Here is an 18,731-nt window from a genome sequence, read left to right as displayed (position 1 = left end):
CCTCGGAAGGTCACGCCTTGCGCTGCTTCGCCAGACGCTGACGGCGCGCTTCGTAGAGAACGACGGAAGCGGCGTTCGACGCGTTCAGGGAGCTGGCCGAGCCCGTCATCGGAATGCTGATCACGTGGTCACAGAGCTCTCGCCAGGCCGAGCTGAGGCCGGCGGTCTCATTGCCGATGAGCAGTAGAACCGGCTGGGTCAGATCGAATTCCGAGACCTCGGCATCGCCGTCCTCGTCCGTGCCGACAACGGCAACCGGCCGCCCCTGAGCGCGTTCCTTCTCCAGCCACTCCATGACCTCGTGGTGCGACTGGCTCCGCACCACGGGCACGGCGAAGAACGATCCCGTGGAGGCACGTACCGACTTGGGGTCGTACGGGTCCGCCGCGTGCCCCGTCACGATAAGCCCGCTTGCGCCGAAGGCGTCGGCCGACCGCACGATGCTTCCGATGTTGCCGGGCTGCGTCGGCCGGTCGAAGACCAGGCCGAGGAAGTCGTCGCGAACCTTGATCCGCGAAAGGCTGTCCGGCGCCATCTCGACCACTGCCAGGACTTCCGCAGCGCCGTCGGCCTTCTCGCTCAGCTCGGCAAGCAACTGCGGTGCCATCGCGACGCGCTCGGCGCCGACCCCGCGCAGTAGATCCTCGGCCCATCGGGAGAGCGGGCGGCTGGCGTCATAGAGCAGGGACCGAACGGTCCAGCCGTGCTCCACGGCCATCGTGATCGGCCGCACACCCTGAACGAGGAACTCCTTGGCACGCCCTCGCTTGGTGCGGTTGTTGAGCAGCGTCTGCAGCTGCTGGAAACGGGCATTGCGGGTCGTGATCCGCTGCACTGCCACCCGTCCTCCAAGCCGAAGATGATCGTTGCGAACCCAGTTGTCCCAGGCGGAACACGGCACCGGGCACCCAGCAGGTTACACGGACTGGATCGTGACTGTACGTGTCCATCCGTTGTGCGGGCGTCTCGGCCTCGGGCGGCAGCACACACGAGGTCTCCCTGTTGGCGACGACTACGACCTCGCCGGGAACGGCCAGCTGACTTCCAACGACTCCTCTACGACCGGACAATCCCTCAATCCGCGTGCAGTTCGGCCACAAGCCGTTCCGTCTCGAGGCCGCCGGGGACGGCCGCTTTGGATCACAGCCTCAGGCAGCCTGATGTCGCTTCCCAGCAGTTGCTGCGCCGAACGACGAGCGCGAGTCGGCCGACAAGGCCCTACGAGCGTCACACTCGGTTCGTCGGACGGCACCGTCACCCGCGAGGGGTGAAGGCGGTTCATCCGCACGGCAATCGCCCGTGCCCTCGGCCCAAGGCTCCGACGTGATCTCGAACCATGTCGTCTTGCCCGAGGGTTCCGGTTGCATCCCCCAGTCGGCCGCCAAGGCGCTCACGAGCAGGAGGCCCCGACCGTTCTCGTCGTTCGGCCCTGCCTCAACACTTCTTGGCAACGATGCATCCGCGTCCGTGACTTCGACGCGAAGCCGTTCATCGGCCCGCGTCACGGAGACGTCGCACGGAGCGTCTGTATAAAGGACAGCATTGGCGATCACCTCGCCAGCCAGCAACTCAACGGTCTCCAGTGTCTGGTCCGACAGCGGAAGCCCCAGATCCCGGGCTAGCGAAACAACTTGGCGGCGTGCGGCCGGGACAGCGTCGACAGCAGCCGCAACCGTGAATCCGTACGTCGGACGTTCGGGACTGCGACGCGCCATGACGACAACCTCACCTGGTAGTGGCCTCAGTGACAAAGAAGCCTTCCACCCGACAAGGGCTGTGGGAGGACAGTCTGTCCGTAGGCACGCCCGGCAAGACGCCTTGACGCTTCGACGTGTTGTGATACGGGTCTGCTCCTGTTGAGGCACGCGAACACCGGAAACGCACGTCGCGTAGACCGTACCCCTCCGCACCTCGCCTCAGACCACCCTGCTGCGGTTACGGCAGTTGCAATCCGCGGGGGCAGATGCACAGCGTCGTGTCCCATCGATCGAGCCAGCTCAGAGGCCTCGCCCGCCCCTCCGCTCCACTCCGCTCCAGGGACTTTTCAGGGACTTTCAGCGCTGTCTGAGGGACTTCCGAGGGACTTTCCACCGCGTAACGCGGCAAGCCCCTGAAAGGTCGGAAAGGGCCTCCGGCGCAGGTCAGAGGCCCTTTCCGAGGCAAAGCCGCAGGTAGCGGCAGACGAGTCGGGCTGTACGCCGGGTTCTGTTCCCGGGGTTCCTCGCGGAGCCCCGGGTGACGGCCATCCATCTAGGGCCGGCGTTGCCGCCGGCCTCGTGCGGTCTACCCGCGGACTCGGGCGGGCAGCCCTCGAACGTCCGCGCAGAGCGCTTTTCACGGCGCTCCTCTTGACCTTGCTCCGGGTGGGGTTTACCTAGCTGCCCAGGTCGCCCTGGGCACTGGTGGTCTCTTACACCACCGTTTCACCCTTACCGAGGACCGAGATCCCCGGCGGTCTGCTTTCTGTGGCACTGTCCCGCGGGTCACCCCGGGTGGCCGTTAGCCATCACCCTGCCCTGTGGAGCCCGGACGTTCCTCGGGGAGTCCCGTGAGGGACTCCACGCGGCCGCCCGCCCGGCTCGTCTGCCGTGCCGACCATGGTACCCGGCGGCTCTCCCGCCCGGGACCGGCGGCGGCCGTGGCCAGCACCGAGCCCGCCAGGATCAGGGTGAAGGCGACGCCGATGCCGAGGGTCAGGTCCTCGCCCAGGAGGAGCGCGCCCGCGGCGACGGCGACCGCGGGGTTGACGTAGGTGATGACACCGGCCCGGGTCGGGCCGACCTCCTTGATCAGTTCCAGGAAGGCCACGAACGCGATCGCGGTGCAGACCACGCCGAGGCCGGCGAGGGCGGCCAGGACCTCGCCCGGGGGCAGGGCGTCGGGCCGGGTCAGGAAGGCGGCGGGGGCGTAGACGACGGCCGCGAGGGTGAGGCAGGGGGTGATGAGCTGGAGGGTCGGGACGTCCTTCAGGTGGCGGGCGGCGATCAGCGGCGCGGTGGCGTAGCCGACGACCGTCACCAGCACCTCGGCCAGCGAGCGGGTGTCGCCGCCGGTGAGGTGCGGCACCGTGAGGACGGCGACACCCCCGAGGCCGAGGGCGAGTCCGGTCGCCCGGCGGGCGCCGATCCGTTCCTCGGCGCCGAAGAAGCGGGCCAGGAGGACGGCGACGATGGGCACGCCCGCGATGAGCAGGCCCGCGGTGGAGCTGGACAGGTGGCGTTCGGCGTCGGTGAGGGTCCACCAGGGGCCGATGATCTCGATGACCGCGAAGGCCAGCATGGGCTTCCAGTGCGCCCGGACGGTGCGGGCGAGGCCGCCCCGGCGGAGGGCGAACGGCAGCAGGAGCGCGGCGCCCAGCGCGCACCGCGTGAACACCACCACGGACGGGGACACCTCGTCCACCGCCACCTTGATCATCAGATAGGGGATGCCCCAGACCACTCCCATCAGGGAGAACAGGAGCCAGCCGCGTGCAGTCATGCGGGGAGTGTCGGCCGGGTCAGGGGGCGCTGTCTTGAACGCTGTTGCGCACGCTGTTGCGGTACGCCGCCGGGGTCACCCCGAGGACCCGCCGGAACCAGCGGGTCAGGTGCGCCTGGTCGGCGAAGCCGACGAGTCCGGCCACCTCGGCGGGGCGCAGTCCGGCTTCCAGCAGGGTGCGGGCCCTGGTCACCCGGTACTGGGCGAGCCAGGCGTACGGGGGCACCCCCATCGTCGTACGGAAGGCGCGCAGGAGCTGGTAGCGGGAGAGGCCGAGGTCGGCGGCGAGGGCGGCGAGGGAGGGCGGGGCGAGGAGTTCGTCGGCGAGGCGGTCGCGGACGGTGCGGGCGATGTGGCCGGCGCCGGGGAGGGTGTCGTCGCCCGCGCGGGCGGTGGAGTGGCGGCGGGTGAGCGCGGTGAGCAGCCAGGGCAGACGGGACTCGGCCTCCAGCGGGTCGGGGTGGGCGCTGAGGTCGGTGTGGGCGCGGCGCAGGGCGGCGGCCAGTTCGGGGTCGTCGAGGACGGGTTCGCGGAAGTGCGGCGGGCGGCGGCCGTCGGTGCCGTCGGTGAGGAGGGCGGGGGCGGCGTAGAGGGCCCGGTAGGCGTAGCCCTCGGGGGCGGCGGGGCCGCCGGTGTGCATCTCGCCGGGTTCGAGGACGACGATCGAGCCGGGTCCGGAGACGATGCGTCCGCCGCGGTAGGCGATGGTCTCCAGGCCGCCGACGGTGACGCCGACCGTGTACTCGGCGTGCGCGTGCGGGGCGTACTCGTGCCGGGCGAAGCGGGCCGTGAGCAGGTCGACGGGGGGACCGCAGCGCCCCAGCCGCGCCCTGGCCCACCGTGCCTGTTCCCGCCCGCCCATGTCCTCGCCCCCGGCCACAGCGTGGCTTGACCCTGTCGCGGCGTCAACGTTTCTACTGGGGGCATGCGGATCGGAGAACTCGCCGCCGCCGTCGGTGTCACCACGCGGGCGGTACGGCACTACCACCATCTGGGCCTGTTGCCGGAGCCGGAGCGGCGGGCCAACGGCTACCGGGACTACACGCTGCGGCACGCCGTGGTCCTGGCCCGGGTCAGGCGGCTGACCGAGCTGGGGCTGGGGCTCGCCGAAGTGCGGGACGTGCTGGCGGACGACGCCGGCAAGGACCTCGCCGAGGTGCTGACGGAGCTGGACGAGGACCTGGCGCGGCAGGAGGCCGCGATCCGGGACCGGCGGGCGCGGCTGCGGACGTTGCTGGAGTCGGAGGGCGGGCTGGTGGCCGGGGGGCCGGTGTCGCCCGGACTGGCCGCGCTGTTCCGGGAGATGGGGGAGGTCACCGACTCCCCCATGGCCGCCAGGGACCGCGAGATCCTGGCGCTCATCGAGACCGCCGCGCCCCCGCGGGAGCGGGAGCGGATGACGGCGCTGCTCAGCGGTGTCGTCGGCGCGCCGGGCGGCGCGGAGCGGGTGCTGGGGCTGTACCGGCTGCTCGACTCGCTCGCCGACGCCGGGACGGACGACCCGCGGGTCGAGGAGGCCGCGCGGGCGCTGGCCGCGTGCGTGCCGGCCGAGCTGGTCCCGGCCGAACTCACCCCGGACGCGGCGGGCGGGAGTTTCCTGCGCGCCTTCTACGCCGACTTCGCGCCGGCCCAGGCGGAGGCGGTCCGCCGGATGCTGCGGATCGTCGCGGAGGGCCGGCCGTGAGGGGCGTACGGGTGGCGTGGGCGCCGGCGCGGCACGAGCTGCTGCTGATGGCGAGCCTCGGACTGTGGCTGGCGCGGCGTACGCACGGTACCGGCGGCGGGCGGGCGTTCGGGTACGCGGGCGGGCAGGCGGCCATGATGTTCGGGTTCGCGTTCGTGTGCGCGGTGGAGACGGTGGCGCTGTCGGTGCTGCTGGCGGACTGGCCGGTCCTGCACGCGGTGGTGCTGGTCCTGGACGTGTACACCGTGGTGTTCGTCGTGGCGCTGCACGCCGCGTCCGTCGTGCGTCCGCATGTGCTGGGTGGGGGTGTGCTGCGGGTGCGCCAGGCCGTCCGCGTCGATGTACGCATACCGCTGGAGCGGATCGCCTCGGTCCGGCGCGAGCTGCGGATGACGCACGAGAGGGCCGACGGCGAGCTCGACGTCGCCGTCGGCTCGCGGACGACGGTCACGGTGGAACTCGCCGAGCCGGTCGCCCACGTCACCTTCTTCGGGCGGCGCCGTGAGGTCCGCGTGGTCCGTTTCCACGCGGACGACGCGGACGGGCTGGTCCGGGCCCTGGCACGGCCGGTCCCGCTGTAGCCCTTCCCTTCGGTGATACCGTCTCACCGCACGTCCCGGGCGGTGACGGCGGAAGGGGCACGGCAGGTGGTGGCGGGCAAGGAGGGGCGGACGCCCCGTGAGCGGTACCGGAGCCAGGTGCGCGCGGAGATCAAGGAGCGCGCCTGGGAGCAGATCGCCTCGTCGGGGGCGCCCGGGCTGTCGCTGAACGCCATCGCCAAGCAGCTGGGCATGAGCGGTCCCGCGCTCTACCGGTACTTCGCCGGCCGCGACGACCTGATCACCGAGCTGATCCGGGACGCCTACCGCGGTCTCGCCGACGCCCTGCGCGCGACCACCGCGTCCGGCGGCACGGACCTGGCCGCGCTCGGGGCCGCACTGCGCTCCTGGGCCCTCGCCGACCCCCAGCGCTACTTCCTCGTCTACGGCACCCCCGTGCCCGGCTACCACGCCCCCGACGACGTCACCACGGTCGCGCGCGAGATCATGGCGATGCTCCTCGACGCCGCCCGGCTCGTGGACGGCCCTGCGGACGGCTCCGGTCTCGACGACCACCTCGCCGGGCACCGCGCGTGGGCGGACGGCCACCCCGCGGACCCGGCCGCCCTGCACCGCGCGCTGTCCTTCTGGACCCGTCTGCACGGCGTGCTGTCCCTGGAGCTCGCGGGCCACTTCACGGGCATGGGCTTCGATCCGGCCCTGCTCTACGCCGCCGAGCTGGACGGCCTGGCGCACGCCGTACGCTGACTGGCGGGTTCGACCGAAGGAGTACGTGTGCTTGTCCTGCTGCCGCCGTCCGAGGGAAAGGCCGCTTCCGGCCGCGGTGCCCCGCTGAAGCCCGAGTCGCTGTCGCTGCCGGGGCTGGCCGCGGCGCGGGAGGCCGTCCTGACCGAGCTGGTGGACCTGTGCACCGGTGACGAGGACAAGGCGCGCGAGGTGCTCGGGCTGAGCGAGGGGCTGCGGGGCGAGGTCGCCAAGAACGCCGGGCTGCGGACGGCCGGGGCGCGGCCCGCCGGGGAGATCTACACCGGGGTCCTGTACGACGCCCTGGACCTGGCCTCCCTCGACGCGGCGGCGAAGCGGCGGGCCGCGACGTCCCTGCTGGTCTTCTCCGGGTTGTGGGGCGCGGTCCGGGTGACCGACCGGATTCCCTCCTACCGCTGCTCGATGGGGGTGCGGCTGCCGGGGCTGGGGGCGCTGGGCGGTCACTGGCGGGCGCCGATGGCCGAGGTGCTGCCCGAGGTGGCGGGCGGCGGGCTGGTCCTGGACCTGCGGTCGGCGGCGTACGCGGCGGCCTGGAAGCCGAAGGGCGAGCCGGCCGGACGGACGGCGACCGTACGGGTGCTGCACGCGCCCACCCGGAAGGTGGTCAGCCACTTCAACAAGGCGACCAAGGGCCGGATCGTACGGAGTCTGCTGACGGCCGGGCCCGCGCCGAAGGACCCGGCGGAGCTGGTGGAGGCGCTGCGGGACCTCGGGTACGTGGTGGAGGCGGCGGCGCCCTCGCGGGCCGGGACGGCGTGGGCGCTGGACGTGCTGGTGGACGAGGTGCACTGACCCGTCGCTGCCCGCCACTGCCCTTCATCGCCCCGCAGCGCCCTTCAGCGCCCTTCAGCGCCCTTCGTTGCAACGTGCGCAACGGCCTTTGCGGAGCGCGCACCGGTGCGGGCAGGATGACGCCATGAGTTCTCCCCTGCCCTCGTCCCCCTCCTCCGCCTTCTCGGTCCTCGACCTCGCTCCGGTCGTGCCCGTCGTCGTCGTCGAGGACGCCGCCGACGCGGTACCGCTGGCGCGTGCGCTGGTGGCCGGGGGGCTGCCCGCGATCGAGGTGACCCTGCGCACGCCCGCCGCGCTGGACGCGATCCGCGCGGTCGCCGGTGAGGTGGCCGGGGCCGTGGTCGGGGCCGGGACGGTGATCACCCCCGGGCAGGTGGGCGAGGCGGTGGACGCCGGGGCGCGGTTCCTGGTCAGCCCGGGGTGGACGGACGTCCTGCTGGACGCCATGCGCGGATCCGGGGTGCCGTTCCTGCCGGGGGTGTCCACCGCTTCTGAAGTGGTGGCACTCCTTGAGCGCGGGGTGCGGGAGATGAAGTTCTTCCCGGCGCAGGCGGCGGGCGGGACCGCCTATCTGAAGTCGCTGGCCGGCCCGCTCCCGCAGGCCCGTTTCTGCCCGACCGGGGGCATCGGTCCCGACTCCGCTCCGGACTATCTCGCCCTGCCCAACGTGGGCTGTGTGGGCGGCAGTTGGATGCTCCCGGCGGACGCGGTGGCCGCCCGGGACTGGGACCGGGTCGAGCGGCTGGCGCGTGCGGCGGCGGGGCTCAGCGCAGGTGCGAGGTGTCGTTGAACAGGCGGACGCTGGCGTTGCCGTCGGCGTAGTACGCCACCGCGGACAGCGAGGCCGCCGAGAGTTCCATGCGGAACAGCGCCTCGGACGGGGCGCCCAGGGCGAGCCGGACGAAGGTCTTGATCGGGGTCACATGGGTGACCAGCAGGACCGTGCGGCCGGCGTACGCGGCGATCAGCTTGTCCCGGGTCGCGGCGACCCGGGCCGCGGTGGCCTCGAAGCTCTCGCCGCCGCCGGTGGGTTCGGCGTCCGGGGAGGCCAGCCAGGCGTTCAGGTCGTCGGGGTGGCGGTCGCGGACCTCGCCGAAGGTGAGGCCCTCCCAGGCGCCGAAGTCGGTCTCGCGGAGCCCGTCCTCCACGCCCACCTCGAGCCCGAGACGGGCGGCGACGATGCCGGCGGTCTCGCGGGTGCGGGCGAGCGGTGAGGCGACGATCGCCTGCACGGTGCCGCGCCGGGCGAGGGCGGCGGCGACCCTGGCGGCCTGCTCCCGGCCGATGTCGGAGAGGGAGGGGTCACTGCCTCCACTGCCCGAGAAACGCTTCTGCGGGGTCAGCGGGGTCTCACCGTGCCGCAGCAGCACGAAGGTGGCCGGCGGGCCCAGATCGGCGGGCCCCCACCCGGCACGGGGCGCGGCCACGGCCCCCGCGGCCGGGGTGTCGGCGGCCTCACGCCCCACCCCGCCCCCGGCCACCGCCCGCGCGGCCCGCACATCGGCGTCGGCCTCCGCGGCGTCGGCACGGGAAGCCCCGGCAGCAGTACCGGAGGCCCCGGCGACAGCACCCGAACGCCCCGCGTCGGCGGCCCCCACCGCACGCGCCGCGCGCACATCCGCGCTGCCAACACCGGAAGCCCCGGCGGCATTGGCGGCATTGGCGGCATCGGCGGCATCGGCGGCAGCCGCAGCGGGCGGGGACTCGGGGTCACCCCCGGAGGCGGACGCGGACGCCAGTGCCGCGCGGGCGCGGGCCGCGCCCGCGGTCGCGTCGCCGGGCGGGCCCGGAGGCTCGGTCGGCTTCGGGGTGTCCAGCTCGGCCCGGGACGTCGAGGCGGACCACGCCTCGCCCCGCTTGCCCGCGTCCATCGCCTCGTTGGCCAGGCGGTCGGCGTGCTTGTTCCGCTCGCGCGGGATCCACTCGTACGTCACCCGCGTCGCGGGGAAGACGCGGGCCGCCTCCGCGGCCAGCGGCTTCATCGCCGGGTGCTTGATCTTCCAGCGGCCCGTCATCTGCTCGACGACCAGCTTGGAGTCCATCCGGACGTGGACCGCGGCCTCCGGGTCCAGCGCGTGCGCGGCGCGCAGGCCGGCCAGCAGGCCCCGGTACTCGGCGACGTTGTTGGTGGCGACGCCGAGGTACTCGGCCGCCTCCGCCAGGGTCTCCCCCGTCGCCGCGTCGCTCACCACGGCCCCGTAGCCCGCGGGCCCCGGGTTGCCCCGCGACCCGCCGTCCGCCTCGACGATGAACTCCCGCATCGCAGGAACCCCTACAGCCCCGACTCGGACGTACGCACCAGGATGCGGCGGCAGTTCTCGCAGCGCACCACCGTGTCGGGGGCGGCGGAGCGGATCTCGTTCAGCTCGGTGATGGCCAGCTCCTGGCGGCAGCCCTGGCAGGTGCGGGCGTACAGCTTCGCCGCGCCGATGCCGCCCTGCTGCGCGCGCAGCTTGTCGTACAGGCCGAGCAGCGCCTCGGGGACGGAGGCGGCCACGACCTCGCGCTCCTTCGTCACCGAGGACACCTCGCCGTCGATCTCCTCGACGGCCGCGTCCCGGCGGGCGGTGGCGTCGTCGATCTTCCCCTGCACGGAGCCGACCCGCTCGGTCAGTTCGGCGACCCGCTCCTGCGCGGACTCACGGCGCTCCATGACCTCCAGGACGACGTCCTCGAGGTCGCCCTGCCGCTTGGCGAGGGAGGTGAGCTCGCGCTGGAGGTTCTCCAGGTCCTTGGGCGAGGAGACGGCACCGGAGTCGAGGCGCTTCTGGTCGCGGGCGGCGCGCTGGCGCACCTGGTCCACGTCCTGCTCGGCCTTGGTCTGCTCGCGGGCGCAGTCGCTCTCCTCGGTCTGCGCGGCGACGAGCAGGTCGCGCAGCTGGGTGAGGTCCCGGTTCAGCGACTCGATCTCGGCGTGCTCGGGCAGCGACCTGCGCCGGTGCGCGAGCTGCTGGAGACGGACGTCGAGGTCCTGGACGTCGAGGAGGCGGATCTGGTCGGCGGGCGCGGCGTTCAGTTGGGGGCTCCAGATGAAGTGGTGACGGTGGATGCCGCGTGGGCGGTCCAGGGGTCGGTGACCGTGGCCGAGACGTGGACCCGAAGTCCCCATCCGTGGCGGTCGGAGATCTCGTCGAGCTGGGCTGCGGCCAGCTCGCACCAGGGCCACTCGGTGGCCCAGTGCGCCGCGTCGAGCAGCGCGAGGGGACTGTGGGCGCGGGCCTCCGACACGGGGTGGTGGCGCAGGTCCGCGGTGAGGAAGGCGTCGACGCCCGCGGCCCGCACGTGGTCGAAGAGGCTGTCGCCGGAGCCGCCGCTGACGGCGACCGTGCGCACGAGCGCGTCGGGGTCGCCGGCGACGCGGATGCCCTGCGCGGTGGCGGGGAGGCGCTCGGCGGCGCGGGCGGCGAGGTCGCGGACGGTCAGCGGGTGGTCGAGCTCGCACACGCGGCCCAGCCCCCGGCGGCCCTCGGCATCGGCGGGGTCCGGGACGAGGGGCCGTACGACCCGGAGGCCGAGGGCGCCGGCGAGGGCGTCGGAGACGCCCGGGTCGGCGGTGTCGGCGTTGGTGTGGGCGACGTGCAGCGCGATGTCGTTCTTGATGAGGGTGTGCACCACGCGGCCCTTGAAGGTGGAGGCCGCGATCGTGGTCGTGCCGCGCAGGTAGAGCGGGTGGTGGGTGACGAGCAGGTCGGCGCCGAGCCTCACCGCCTCGTCCACGATCTCCTGGACCGGGTCGACGGCGAACAGGACCCGCGTGACCTCCTGGTCGGGCTCGCCCACGACCGTGCCGACCGCGTCCCAGGACTCGGCCCGCTCGGCGGGCCACAGGTTCTCCAGCGCGGCGATGACTTCAGACAGACGGGGCACGCCTGCAAGGCTACCTGGCTGTTTCGTGCGGGAGTACCGGCCTCCTGGAGCACAGACCCCTCCCGCTCCTCAGGCGAATCGTTCCTGGAGCACCCTTACGTGTGAAGTGCGGGCCCACCGGTCCGCCGCCCGAGCGCGCGAAAACTACCGTTCGTCACCGGAGGTGACCGAACGATGACGGTCTGTGCCATCGAACCTGCGGCGGAACACCAGGACGGAGCGGGACGGGCGGGCTGCACCATCACCGCGGACGGTTGCTACGCCGCCCGTCTCGCCCTCGCCGGCGACTCCCTCTTCCCGGAGCGCTGGACCCTGGACGGCCCCGAACCGTACGCGGTGCCGCTGCCCGGCAACCAGCCCGAGGAGCCCGGCACGGAGGTGCAGCCCCTGAGCGACGGGCGGGTCCTCATCCACCGGCTGGTGAACGGACGGCACGCCTTCTCCCTGCTGTACCCGACCGGCCCCGGCACCGGTGAGCTGCCGCTGGGCACGGTCGAGTGCCCGGACGAGGACACCCGGCTGCGGCTGCTGCCGCCCGCCCCGGGCGGGGAGCGGGCGTACGCCCTGGCCGTGGGCCGGCGCTCGACGGCGGTGTGGCTGGTGGCGGGCGGCGGGTTCGGGCCCGAGCATCTCGCGGAGGTGCCGGGCCGCTGTTCGGGCGGGGTGTGGCTGGACCGCGCGGGGCGGATACTGGCCCTGGACCGGGAGACCGGCGGGCGCACCAAGGCGGTCGTGGTGGACCTGGAGCGCGGCGGCGAGATGTCCCCGCTGCTCCAGATCGCCGCGGAGAGCGACGACCGGGTCCTGCTCGCCGACCCGGACAGCGGGCTGCTGCTGATCCGCTCGGACGCGCCCTCGCCCGGGCGGGACCGGCTGGGCTGGGGGGTGCTGGGCAGCACGCTGCCGGTGCGTTTCCCGGAGTGCCTGCGGCTGGCGGACTGCGCGGTCACGCCGTTCGCGATCCAGCCGGGCCAGATGCTGACCCCGGAGGGCTGCGCGGTGGCGCTGCGCATCGACGGGGCGCTGGGCAGCTGGGTCGGGGTGTGGCGGCCGGCGCACCGCCGGGTGCACCACTTCCCGGCCCCGGAGGGCTGGTTGACGGGGTCCGGGCTGTGGACGGCGGACGGGGTGCTGCGGCTGCCGTACGCCACCCGGGCGGTGCCGTGCGGGGTGGCCGGGCTGCGGGCGCCGGGGCAGGAGCGCCGCCGGGCGGGGCTGGACGTCCGGCCGGCGGCGGACCTCCCGGACCCGCGGTCCCCGGCCGGCGGCGAACTCCCCGCCCAGGCCGGTCCGGTGGGCCACGGGGAGCAGCCGCCGCCCGCCGGTACCGGCAAGCCCGACGCCGCCGACTCCCCTGCCGCCCCTCGTCCCGTGCCCCTGCAACAGGCGCCTCTGGGACGGCTTGTAACGAACTAGTGGCGGTTGGCGTGGCCGTCTGGATCCGGCCCGTGGTGGGCCGGTTAGACTCGCCCGGCTGTAGGAAAGATCATGTTTACGGGGTGAATTCCTTCTGATGAACGACGTCAGCACGCACGTGCCGCAGTCCGCCGAGAGCGGGCAGGACGCCGCCGGACACGGCAGGCACCGCGGGCCGGTCTCCACGCAGGACGCCGAAACGTCCCCGCGTGGCCGCCACCGCAGGCCGGCCCAGGAGAACGAACACGCGGAGTCGGCCGCCTGACGCACCGTCAGGCACCGCTCGGCACCCGGCCCCGCCCGTCGCACGACGGGCGGGGCCTTTCGTCGTCCGAGGCGCCCCGCGTGCGCCGCGCGCGGGTCAGCCGTGCCGCACGGTGGTGCCGGCCAGCACGGTCACGTCCCCGCGCTCCACGGCGCCCACCACGACCCGCACCTCGCCGTCCCCGCGCCACATCCGGATCCGCAGGGTCTCGCCCGGGTACACGACCCCCACGAACCGGGTGGCGTGGGAGCGGACGCGGGTGACGTCCCCGTCGAGCAGGGTGTCGACGACCGCCTTGAGCGCGATGCCGTAGGTGCACAGCCCGTGCAGGACGGGCCGTGCGAAACCGGCGCGCGCGGCGAACTCGGGGTCGGCGTGCAGGGGGTTGCGGTCGCCGGTGAGGCGGTAGAGCAGGGCCTGCTCCTCCCGGACGGTCCGCTCCACGGTCCGGTCCGGCGTCCCGGCGGGCGTCTCGCGCCGCGCGGACGGGCCCCGTTCGCCGCCCCAGCCGCCGGCGCCGCGTACGTGGACCAGCGCCTCGTCGGTCCACAGCGGACCGTCGGTGTCGGCGGCCTCCCTGCGCAGGACGAGGACGGCCGCCTCGCCCTTGTCGTACACGGCGGTGATGCGGGCGGTGGTGGTGGCGGTGCCCTCGACGGGCAGCGGGCGGTGCGCGGTGAGCGACTGCCCGCCGTGCAGGACGCGGGCCAGGTCGACGTCGACGCCGGGCATGGACAGCGCGTCGATCACTCCGGGCGGCCCGCCGCCCGCGACGGTGGCGAAGCTCGGCAGGACGTGCAGCCGGGACTCCAGGGTGTAGCGCAGTTCGCCGGGGTCGGTGGCGGGCCGGCCCGCGCCGATGCCGAGGTGGTAGAGCAGGACGTCCCGGGCGGTCCAGGAGATTTCGCCGGTCCGGGGCGGGGCGGCGAGCGCCTCGGCTGCGTCGATGGGCATGGGGCTCCTGATCACCGGGGGCGGGTGCGGGTGCGAATGCGGGTGCGGGTGCGTGCGGCACGTCCGGTATAGCCCGCGCACCTGGCGGTTGTCAGCCGGGCCGTCCCGTCAGGCGGCCACCGCCGCACCACCGGCCCCGGTCGGCGCAGGCCGGCACAGGTCGACCCCGGCCGACACCGGCCCGCACCGGCCGACGCCCCCGGCCGTCCACCGCCCGCGCGGCCGCTGTCCGACGCCCCGACCACCGGACGGGCACGCTGAACGGCCCCGCTCGGTGGGCCCCTTCAGTGCGCGTCGGCCGTCTCCCGCGGCAGCCACACCCACATCAGCACCGCGCCCGCGGCCAGTACCGCCGCGCCCGTGCCGAAGACCACCGCGTACCCCTCGGTCAGCGTGCGGGGGGTGCGGGCGGCGCCCGCCGTGTGGGCCGCCGCGATGGTCGACATGACCGCGAGTCCCAGCGAACCGCCCATCGTGCGGGAGGTGTTGACGAGCCCGGAGACCAGACCGGCCTCCTGCGGTGCGGCGCCGGACGTGGCCAGTGCGGCGAGCGGGGTCCCGGCGAGGCCCGCGCCCAGCATCATCAGGATGCCGGGGAACATGATCGCGGTCAGGTACGCGCCGTCGGCGGTCATCGTCGACTGCCAGCCGAAGCCGGCCGTCGCGATCAGCGTGCCGAGCACGGCGACGGTACGCGGACCGGCCGTCCGCATCAGCCGGGGCGCTGCCTTGGAGCCGAGGATCACGGCGAGCGAACTGGGCACCAGGGCCAGACCCGCCTCCAGCGGGGTGTAGCCGAGCACGTTCTGCGCGTACAGGGTCATGAAGAACCACATGCAGAACATGGCGGAGCCGCTGAGGAACATCGCCACGTTCGCCGACGCCACCGAGCGCAGCCGCAGCAGTCCGAGCGGCATCAGCGGGGACCTGGTCCGTGCCTCGACGAGGAGGAACAGGGCGATGAGGAGGAGTCCGGCGCTCAGCGGCACCAGGGTGGCGGCGGCCGTCCAGCCCTCGGCCTCGGTCTGCGAGATGCCGTACGCCAGGGTCGCCAGGCCGGCGGTGACCAGCACCGCGCCCGGCAGGTCGAGCCGCCGCCCGTCCCCGGCCCGGCTCTCCACCAGCCACCGGGCGGCTCCGGCCAGCACGAGCGCCCCCACGGGCACGTTGATCAGCAGCACCCACCGCCAGGACAGCAGGTCCACCAGCACCCCGCCGACGAACCCGCCGGCCGCGCCGCCGCCCGCGCCGACCGCCGTCCAGGTCGCGATGGCGCGGGCGCGGGCCGCGCCCTCCGGCACGGCGGAGGTGACGATGGTGAGCGTGGAGGGGGCCAGCACGGCCGCCCCGAGTCCCTGCACCGCCCGCGCCAGCAGCAGCTGCCAGCCCTCCTGGGCGAGCCCGCCGGCCAGCGAGGCCAGGGTGAACAGGCCGAGGCCGACGAGGAACATGCGCTTGCGCCCGTAGAGGTCGCCCGCGCGTCCGCCGAGCAGCATGAAGCCGGCGAAGGCGATGGCGTACGCGTTCACCACCCACTGCAGGCCCTGCTCGTCGAGTCCCAGGCCGGTGCGCATGGACGGCAGTGCGACGTTCACCACGGAGATGTCGAGCACGACGAGGAACTGACCGGCGCAGGCGAGTGCCACCACCAGCCACACGGGAGGCGCGGAACGGCCGGACATGCGGGTGGTGCCGGTGGCTTCGAGCATGCGTGCCATGTTCCCAGCCGGTCCGCGCGTCCCGCACCGCCATTTCCCCGGTGCCGGACCGGGGGAGCGGCCGGAGGTCACCGTCGAGCGGCGAACCCGGAACCGTTGAAGCGGCGAACCCGGAACCGTTGAAGCGACGAACCCTGGAGCCGTTGAAGCGGCAATCAAGAAACTCCGGGCTTTTTGCGCATTCAAGTCTGACACGGGAGCAACGGGGCACTACGGACGGTGTGAAAGCGACTGCTGATACCGCGTGAGACCAGGGAGACAGCCATGCGCAAACTCGTAGGCACCGTCGCCATCGGCATCCTTCTCGCCGTCGCCCCCGCCGGCGCGGCCCTCGCCCAGAATGCCGAACAGATCACGGCCCAGCCGACCGCCGTCACGGTCGTCCAGGCGCAGGAGGAGGACGACGACGACGGCGGCAACGGCGGGCTGTGGGGCCTGCTCGGCCTGCTGGGGCTGGCCGGGCTCATCCCGCGCAGGAACAAGCGCGACCAGCACCGCGACCACAGCGGCAGCACCCGCATGTGACCCCTCCGACACAGAAGGCGAGGGTCCGCCCGCCCCACCGGCCCGGCCGGGGGCGGGCGGACCGCCGACGCCGCACGCGCGGAGGGACCGGAGATCTCCAAGGGACGGTCAAGAATTCGTTAGTGACTCGAAGCATCGGAATAGTTGCCTGGGTGTACGGGGTTCGGTCTGCACGTATCCCTGCTGAACCGGCCGGCCCCTGGAGGCACCCTTCATGACGCGTACGACGACCGACCGTCCTTCCGGCAGAGCGGGCGGGGCCGTGGTCCCGGTGCTCGCCTTCGCGGGCATCGTTGTCGCGGTGATGCAGACCCTGCTGGTCCCGGTCATCAAGGACCTGCCCCGGCTGCTGGACACGGCCCCCGCCGACGCCACCTGGGTCCTGACCTCGACCCTGCTGTCCGGCGCGGTGGCCACCCCCATCATGGGCCGCCTCGGCGACCTGTACGGCAAGCGCCGCATGCTGGTCACCAGCCTCGCGGTGATGGTGGTCGGCGCGCTGATCAGCGCCTTCACCAGTGATCTGCTGCTGATGATCACCGGCCGTACGCTCCAGGGCTTCGCCATGGGCGCGATCCCGCTGGGCATCGGCCTGATGCGCGACATGCTGCCCCCCGAGCGGCTCGGCTCCGCGATGGCCCTGATGAGCTCCTCCATAGGCGTCGGCGGCGGTCTCGCGCTGCCCGCCGCCGCGCTGGTCGCCCAGCACTCCGACTGGCACGCCCTCTACTTCGGCGCCGCCGGCCTCGGCGTCCTGGCGATCGCGCTCACCCTGCTCGTCGTGCCGGAGTCCCCCGCCCGCGCCGGCGGCGGCTTCGACCTGCCGGGCGCGCTGGGCCTGTCCGCCGGGCTGGTGCTGTTCCTGCTCCCCGTATCCAAGGGCAGCGACTGGGGCTGGACCTCCGCGACCACCCTGACCCTGTTCGGCGCGGCCGCCCTGGTCCTGCTGCTGTGGGGCCTGATGGAGCTGCGCGTCTCCGCGCCGCTGGTCGACCTGCGCACCACCGCCCGCCGCGAGGTCCTGCTCACCAACCTCGCGTCGATCATGGTCGGTGTCTCCTTCTTCGTCGTCTCCCTGGTCCTGCCGCAGCTGCTCCAGCTGCCCGCCGCCACCGGTCACGGGCTCGGCCAGTCGATGGTCGTCGCGGGCCTGTGCGTGGCCCCGCTGGGCCTGACGATGATGTTCACGGCCCCCCTGTACGCCCGCCTCTCCGCCCGGTACGGCCCCAAGAGCACCCTGATCCTCGGCCTGCTGATCATCGCCGCCGGCTACGGCGGCGGCCTCGGCCTGATGGACGCCGCCTGGCAGACGGTCGTCACCTCGGTGGTCCTCGGCGCGGGCATCGGCCTCGCCTACTCCTCCCTGCCCGCCCTGATCATCGGCGCGGTCCCGGCCTCCGAGACGGGCGCGGCGAACGGCCTGAACACCCTGATGCGCTCCGTCGGCACCTCGGTGTCGAGCGCCGTCATCGGCATGGTGCTGGCCAACACCGCGGACACGGTGGGCGGCGTGGAGATCCCCACCCTGCACGGCTTCCGTATCTCCTTCCTGATCGCGACGGCGGCGGTGGCCGTGGGCCTGGTCCTGGCCCTGTTCCTGCCCGGCGGACGCCCGTCGGAGACGACGCGGCTGCGGGCGAGCAGCGAGGAGGACGCGAACCTGGAGCGTGCCGAGGCGGCCCTGCGCGGCTTCCGCGGCCGGGTCCTGGACGCGGCCGGCGCCCCGGTCGCCCGCGCCCGGGTGACCCTGATCGACCGCAGCGGCCGCCGGGCGGGCGCCACCGTCTCCGCCGACGACGGCGGCTACGCGCTCACCGTCCCCGCGCCGGGCCCGTACGTCATCGCCGCCCGCGCCGCCGGACACGCCCCGCTCGCCGCCCCGGCGACCCACGCGGGGGACGAGCGCCCGGTCGAGCTGGACCTGTCCCTGCCGGGCGAGACGGTCTCCGCCTGACCCCCGTCACCCGGCGGCACCCCCGCCGGCCCGGGCCGGCGGGGGTACGGCAGCATGGGCCCGTGCACACACGGACGACCCCGGAAGGGGCAAGCCCCATGCCGACGACGCCCGAGCCCGGGATCCTGGCCGCGTTCGAGGCGGCGAAGGGCTTCATGCCCGCGGACGAGGGCCTGGCCCTGTACGCGGCGGCCGCCGAGGCCGCCCGGCTGGGGCTGCCGCTGCTGGAGGTCGGCACCTACTGCGGCCGCTCCACGATCCTGCTGGCGGACGCGGCCCGCACGGCCGGCGTCACCGCGCTCACCGTGGACCACCACCGCGGCAGCGAGGAGCAGCAGCCCGGCTGGGACTACCACGACCCGGAGACCGTCGACCCCGAGCTGGGCCTGATGGACACCCTGCCCACCTTCCGCCGCACCCTGCACCGGGCGGGCCTGGAGGACCACGTGGTGGCGCTGGTCGGCCGCTCCCCGCAGATCGCCGCCCTGTGGAACGCGCCGCTGTCGCTCGTCTTCATCGACGGCGGCCACACCGACGAGCACGCCACGGCCGACTACGAGGGCTGGGCCCCGCACGTCGCCGACGGCGGCCTGCTCGTCATCCACGACGTCTTCCCCGACCCGGTGGACGAGTTCACCGGCCAGGCCCCCCACCGCGTCCACCTCCGGGCCCTCGCGTCCGGCGCGTTCACCGAGGTGTCCGCCACCGGCTCGCTGCGCGTACTGCGCCGGACGGGCGCGGGCGTCTGAGC

Annotated in this window: 18 protein-coding genes, 1 other RNA gene and 1 pseudogene; 10 read left to right on the top strand and 10 right to left on the bottom strand. The window is 73.8% G+C overall.

Annotated features, from left to right (window positions below; all coding sequences use genetic code 11):
* Positions 1-10: 10 nt before the first annotated feature.
* From FHX78_RS24165 to FHX78_RS24140, 5 genes and pseudogenes are all read right to left on the bottom strand, one after another.
* Positions 11-841: an RNA methyltransferase gene (locus tag FHX78_RS24165; RefSeq protein WP_145869510.1), complete on the bottom strand. Its 831-nt coding sequence runs from the start codon at positions 839-841 to the stop codon at positions 11-13.
* A 307-nt stretch (positions 842-1,148) separates the two neighbouring features.
* Entirely contained in the window at positions 1,149-1,715 is a 567-nt protein-coding gene (locus FHX78_RS38205) for an ATP-binding protein (protein WP_145869509.1), read from the bottom strand.
* Positions 1,716-2,178: 463 nt separating this feature from the next.
* An RNA gene (gene rnpB, locus FHX78_RS24155) (RNase P RNA component class A) lies at positions 2,179-2,582 on the bottom strand.
* Positions 2,583-2,652: 70 nt separating this feature from the next.
* Positions 2,653-3,417 (bottom strand): annotated as a pseudogene (locus tag FHX78_RS38200) (DMT family transporter); the annotation flags it as partial.
* An 82-nt stretch (positions 3,418-3,499) separates the two neighbouring features.
* Positions 3,500-4,342: an AraC family transcriptional regulator gene (locus FHX78_RS24140; protein WP_145872131.1), complete on the bottom strand. Its 843-nt coding sequence runs from the start codon at positions 4,340-4,342 to the stop codon at positions 3,500-3,502.
* A gap of 63 nt (positions 4,343-4,405) precedes the next feature.
* On the opposite strand from FHX78_RS24140, the gene FHX78_RS24135 reads away from it, so the two are divergent.
* The 5 genes from FHX78_RS24135 (at position 4,406) to eda (ending at position 8,071) form a co-directional block, all read left to right on the top strand.
* A complete protein-coding gene (locus tag FHX78_RS24135; RefSeq protein WP_145869507.1) occupies positions 4,406-5,164 on the top strand; it encodes a MerR family transcriptional regulator in 759 nt (252 codons plus the stop codon).
* Positions 5,165-5,211: 47 nt separating this feature from the next.
* The gene (locus FHX78_RS24130; RefSeq protein ID WP_145872130.1) at positions 5,212-5,745 is read left to right on the top strand and encodes a hypothetical protein; all 534 of its coding nucleotides are present in this window, start codon (positions 5,212-5,214) and stop codon (positions 5,743-5,745) included.
* A 69-nt stretch (positions 5,746-5,814) separates the two neighbouring features.
* A complete protein-coding gene (locus tag FHX78_RS24125; protein WP_145872129.1) occupies positions 5,815-6,471 on the top strand; it encodes a TetR/AcrR family transcriptional regulator in 657 nt (218 codons plus the stop codon).
* A 27-nt stretch (positions 6,472-6,498) separates the two neighbouring features.
* Positions 6,499-7,281 (top strand): peroxide stress protein YaaA, encoded by a 783-nt coding sequence (yaaA, locus tag FHX78_RS24120; RefSeq protein ID WP_145869506.1) that lies wholly within the window; start codon positions 6,499-6,501, stop codon positions 7,279-7,281.
* A 124-nt stretch (positions 7,282-7,405) separates the two neighbouring features.
* Positions 7,406-8,071 carry a bifunctional 4-hydroxy-2-oxoglutarate aldolase/2-dehydro-3-deoxy-phosphogluconate aldolase gene (gene eda / locus FHX78_RS24115; protein ID WP_145869505.1) on the top strand — a complete coding sequence of 222 codons (666 nt, stop codon included), beginning with the start codon at positions 7,406-7,408 and terminating at the stop codon, positions 8,069-8,071.
* On the opposite strand, the gene FHX78_RS24110 is transcribed toward eda, so the two are convergent.
* The 3 genes from FHX78_RS24110 to FHX78_RS24100 are packed head-to-tail and all read right to left on the bottom strand — an operon-like array spanning position 8,046 to position 11,148.
* Complete coding sequence (locus FHX78_RS24110) at positions 8,046-9,542, bottom strand: bifunctional RNase H/acid phosphatase (protein WP_145869504.1); 1,497 nt, start codon at positions 9,540-9,542, stop codon at positions 8,046-8,048. The two genes, eda and FHX78_RS24110, sit on opposite strands and share 26 nt — an antisense overlap.
* A gap of 11 nt (positions 9,543-9,553) precedes the next feature.
* Positions 9,554-10,297 carry a zinc ribbon domain-containing protein gene (locus FHX78_RS24105; RefSeq protein ID WP_189908661.1) on the bottom strand — a complete coding sequence of 248 codons (744 nt, stop codon included), beginning with the start codon at positions 10,295-10,297 and terminating at the stop codon, positions 9,554-9,556.
* Positions 10,294-11,148, bottom strand: coding sequence for a Nif3-like dinuclear metal center hexameric protein (locus tag FHX78_RS24100; RefSeq protein ID WP_145869502.1), 855 nt, complete (start codon positions 11,146-11,148; stop codon positions 10,294-10,296). Before FHX78_RS24100 ends, FHX78_RS24105 begins: the two co-directional genes overlap by 4 nt.
* A 174-nt stretch (positions 11,149-11,322) precedes the next feature.
* Here FHX78_RS24100 and FHX78_RS24095 point away from each other — a divergent pair, with 174 nt between their 5' ends.
* Positions 11,323-12,564, top strand: a complete 1,242-nt coding sequence (locus FHX78_RS24095; protein WP_145869501.1) for a hypothetical protein — start codon at positions 11,323-11,325, stop codon at positions 12,562-12,564.
* A 97-nt stretch (positions 12,565-12,661) separates the two neighbouring features.
* Positions 12,662-12,829: a hypothetical protein gene (locus tag FHX78_RS36885; RefSeq protein ID WP_167531836.1), complete on the top strand. Its 168-nt coding sequence runs from the start codon at positions 12,662-12,664 to the stop codon at positions 12,827-12,829.
* Positions 12,830-12,925: 96 nt separating this feature from the next.
* On the opposite strand, the gene FHX78_RS24090 is transcribed toward FHX78_RS36885, so the two are convergent.
* Complete coding sequence (locus tag FHX78_RS24090) at positions 12,926-13,783, bottom strand: MaoC/PaaZ C-terminal domain-containing protein (RefSeq protein WP_145869500.1); 858 nt, start codon at positions 13,781-13,783, stop codon at positions 12,926-12,928.
* Between the two features lie 284 nt (positions 13,784-14,067).
* Positions 14,068-15,492, bottom strand: coding sequence for an MFS transporter (locus FHX78_RS24085; protein ID WP_167531835.1), 1,425 nt, complete (start codon positions 15,490-15,492; stop codon positions 14,068-14,070).
* 273 nt (positions 15,493-15,765) lie between these two features.
* On the opposite strand from FHX78_RS24085, the gene FHX78_RS37165 reads away from it, so the two are divergent.
* The 3 genes from FHX78_RS37165 to FHX78_RS24070 all read left to right on the top strand — a co-directional run bounded on the left by FHX78_RS37165 (position 15,766) and on the right by FHX78_RS24070 (position 18,729).
* Entirely contained in the window at positions 15,766-16,026 is a 261-nt protein-coding gene (locus FHX78_RS37165; RefSeq protein ID WP_189908658.1) for a WGxxGxxG family protein, read from the top strand.
* A 214-nt stretch (positions 16,027-16,240) separates the two neighbouring features.
* The gene (locus tag FHX78_RS24075; protein WP_145869498.1) at positions 16,241-17,980 is read left to right on the top strand and encodes an MFS transporter; all 1,740 of its coding nucleotides are present in this window, start codon (positions 16,241-16,243) and stop codon (positions 17,978-17,980) included.
* A 98-nt stretch (positions 17,981-18,078) separates the two neighbouring features.
* Positions 18,079-18,729 (top strand): class I SAM-dependent methyltransferase, encoded by a 651-nt coding sequence (locus FHX78_RS24070; RefSeq protein ID WP_145869497.1) that lies wholly within the window; start codon positions 18,079-18,081, stop codon positions 18,727-18,729.
* The last annotated feature ends 2 nt before the right edge of the window (positions 18,730-18,731 follow it).

Source organism: Streptomyces capillispiralis, assembly GCF_007829875.1.
Lineage (GTDB): Bacteria > Actinomycetota > Actinomycetes > Streptomycetales > Streptomycetaceae > Streptomyces > Streptomyces capillispiralis.
This window is presented reverse-complemented; position numbering and strand designations above follow the sequence as displayed.

Bases quoted from the DNA above. Each gene is read 5' to 3' on its own strand.
- FHX78_RS38205 (WP_145869509.1), bottom strand. From the start codon at position 1,715: ATGGCGCGTCGCAGTCCCGAACGTCCGACGTACGGATTCACGGTTGCG.
- FHX78_RS24140 (WP_145872131.1), bottom strand. From the start codon at position 4,342: ATGGGCGGGCGGGAACAGGCACGGTGGGCCAGGGCGCGGCTGGGGCGC.
- FHX78_RS24135 (WP_145869507.1), top strand. From the start codon at position 4,406: ATGCGGATCGGAGAACTCGCCGCCGCCGTCGGTGTCACCACGCGGGCG.
- FHX78_RS24130 (WP_145872130.1), top strand. From the start codon at position 5,212: ATGGCGAGCCTCGGACTGTGGCTGGCGCGGCGTACGCACGGTACCGGC.
- eda (WP_145869505.1), top strand. From the start codon at position 7,406: ATGAGTTCTCCCCTGCCCTCGTCCCCCTCCTCCGCCTTCTCGGTCCTC.
- FHX78_RS24110 (WP_145869504.1), bottom strand. From the start codon at position 9,542: ATGCGGGAGTTCATCGTCGAGGCGGACGGCGGGTCGCGGGGCAACCCG.
- FHX78_RS24095 (WP_145869501.1), top strand. From the start codon at position 11,323: ATGACGGTCTGTGCCATCGAACCTGCGGCGGAACACCAGGACGGAGCG.
- FHX78_RS36885 (WP_167531836.1), top strand. From the start codon at position 12,662: ATGAACGACGTCAGCACGCACGTGCCGCAGTCCGCCGAGAGCGGGCAG.
- FHX78_RS24090 (WP_145869500.1), bottom strand. From the start codon at position 13,783: ATGCCCATCGACGCAGCCGAGGCGCTCGCCGCCCCGCCCCGGACCGGC.
- FHX78_RS24085 (WP_167531835.1), bottom strand. From the start codon at position 15,492: ATGCTCGAAGCCACCGGCACCACCCGCATGTCCGGCCGTTCCGCGCCT.
- FHX78_RS37165 (WP_189908658.1), top strand. From the start codon at position 15,766: ATGCGCAAACTCGTAGGCACCGTCGCCATCGGCATCCTTCTCGCCGTC.
- FHX78_RS24075 (WP_145869498.1), top strand. From the start codon at position 16,241: ATGACGCGTACGACGACCGACCGTCCTTCCGGCAGAGCGGGCGGGGCC.
- FHX78_RS24070 (WP_145869497.1), top strand. From the start codon at position 18,079: ATGCCGACGACGCCCGAGCCCGGGATCCTGGCCGCGTTCGAGGCGGCG.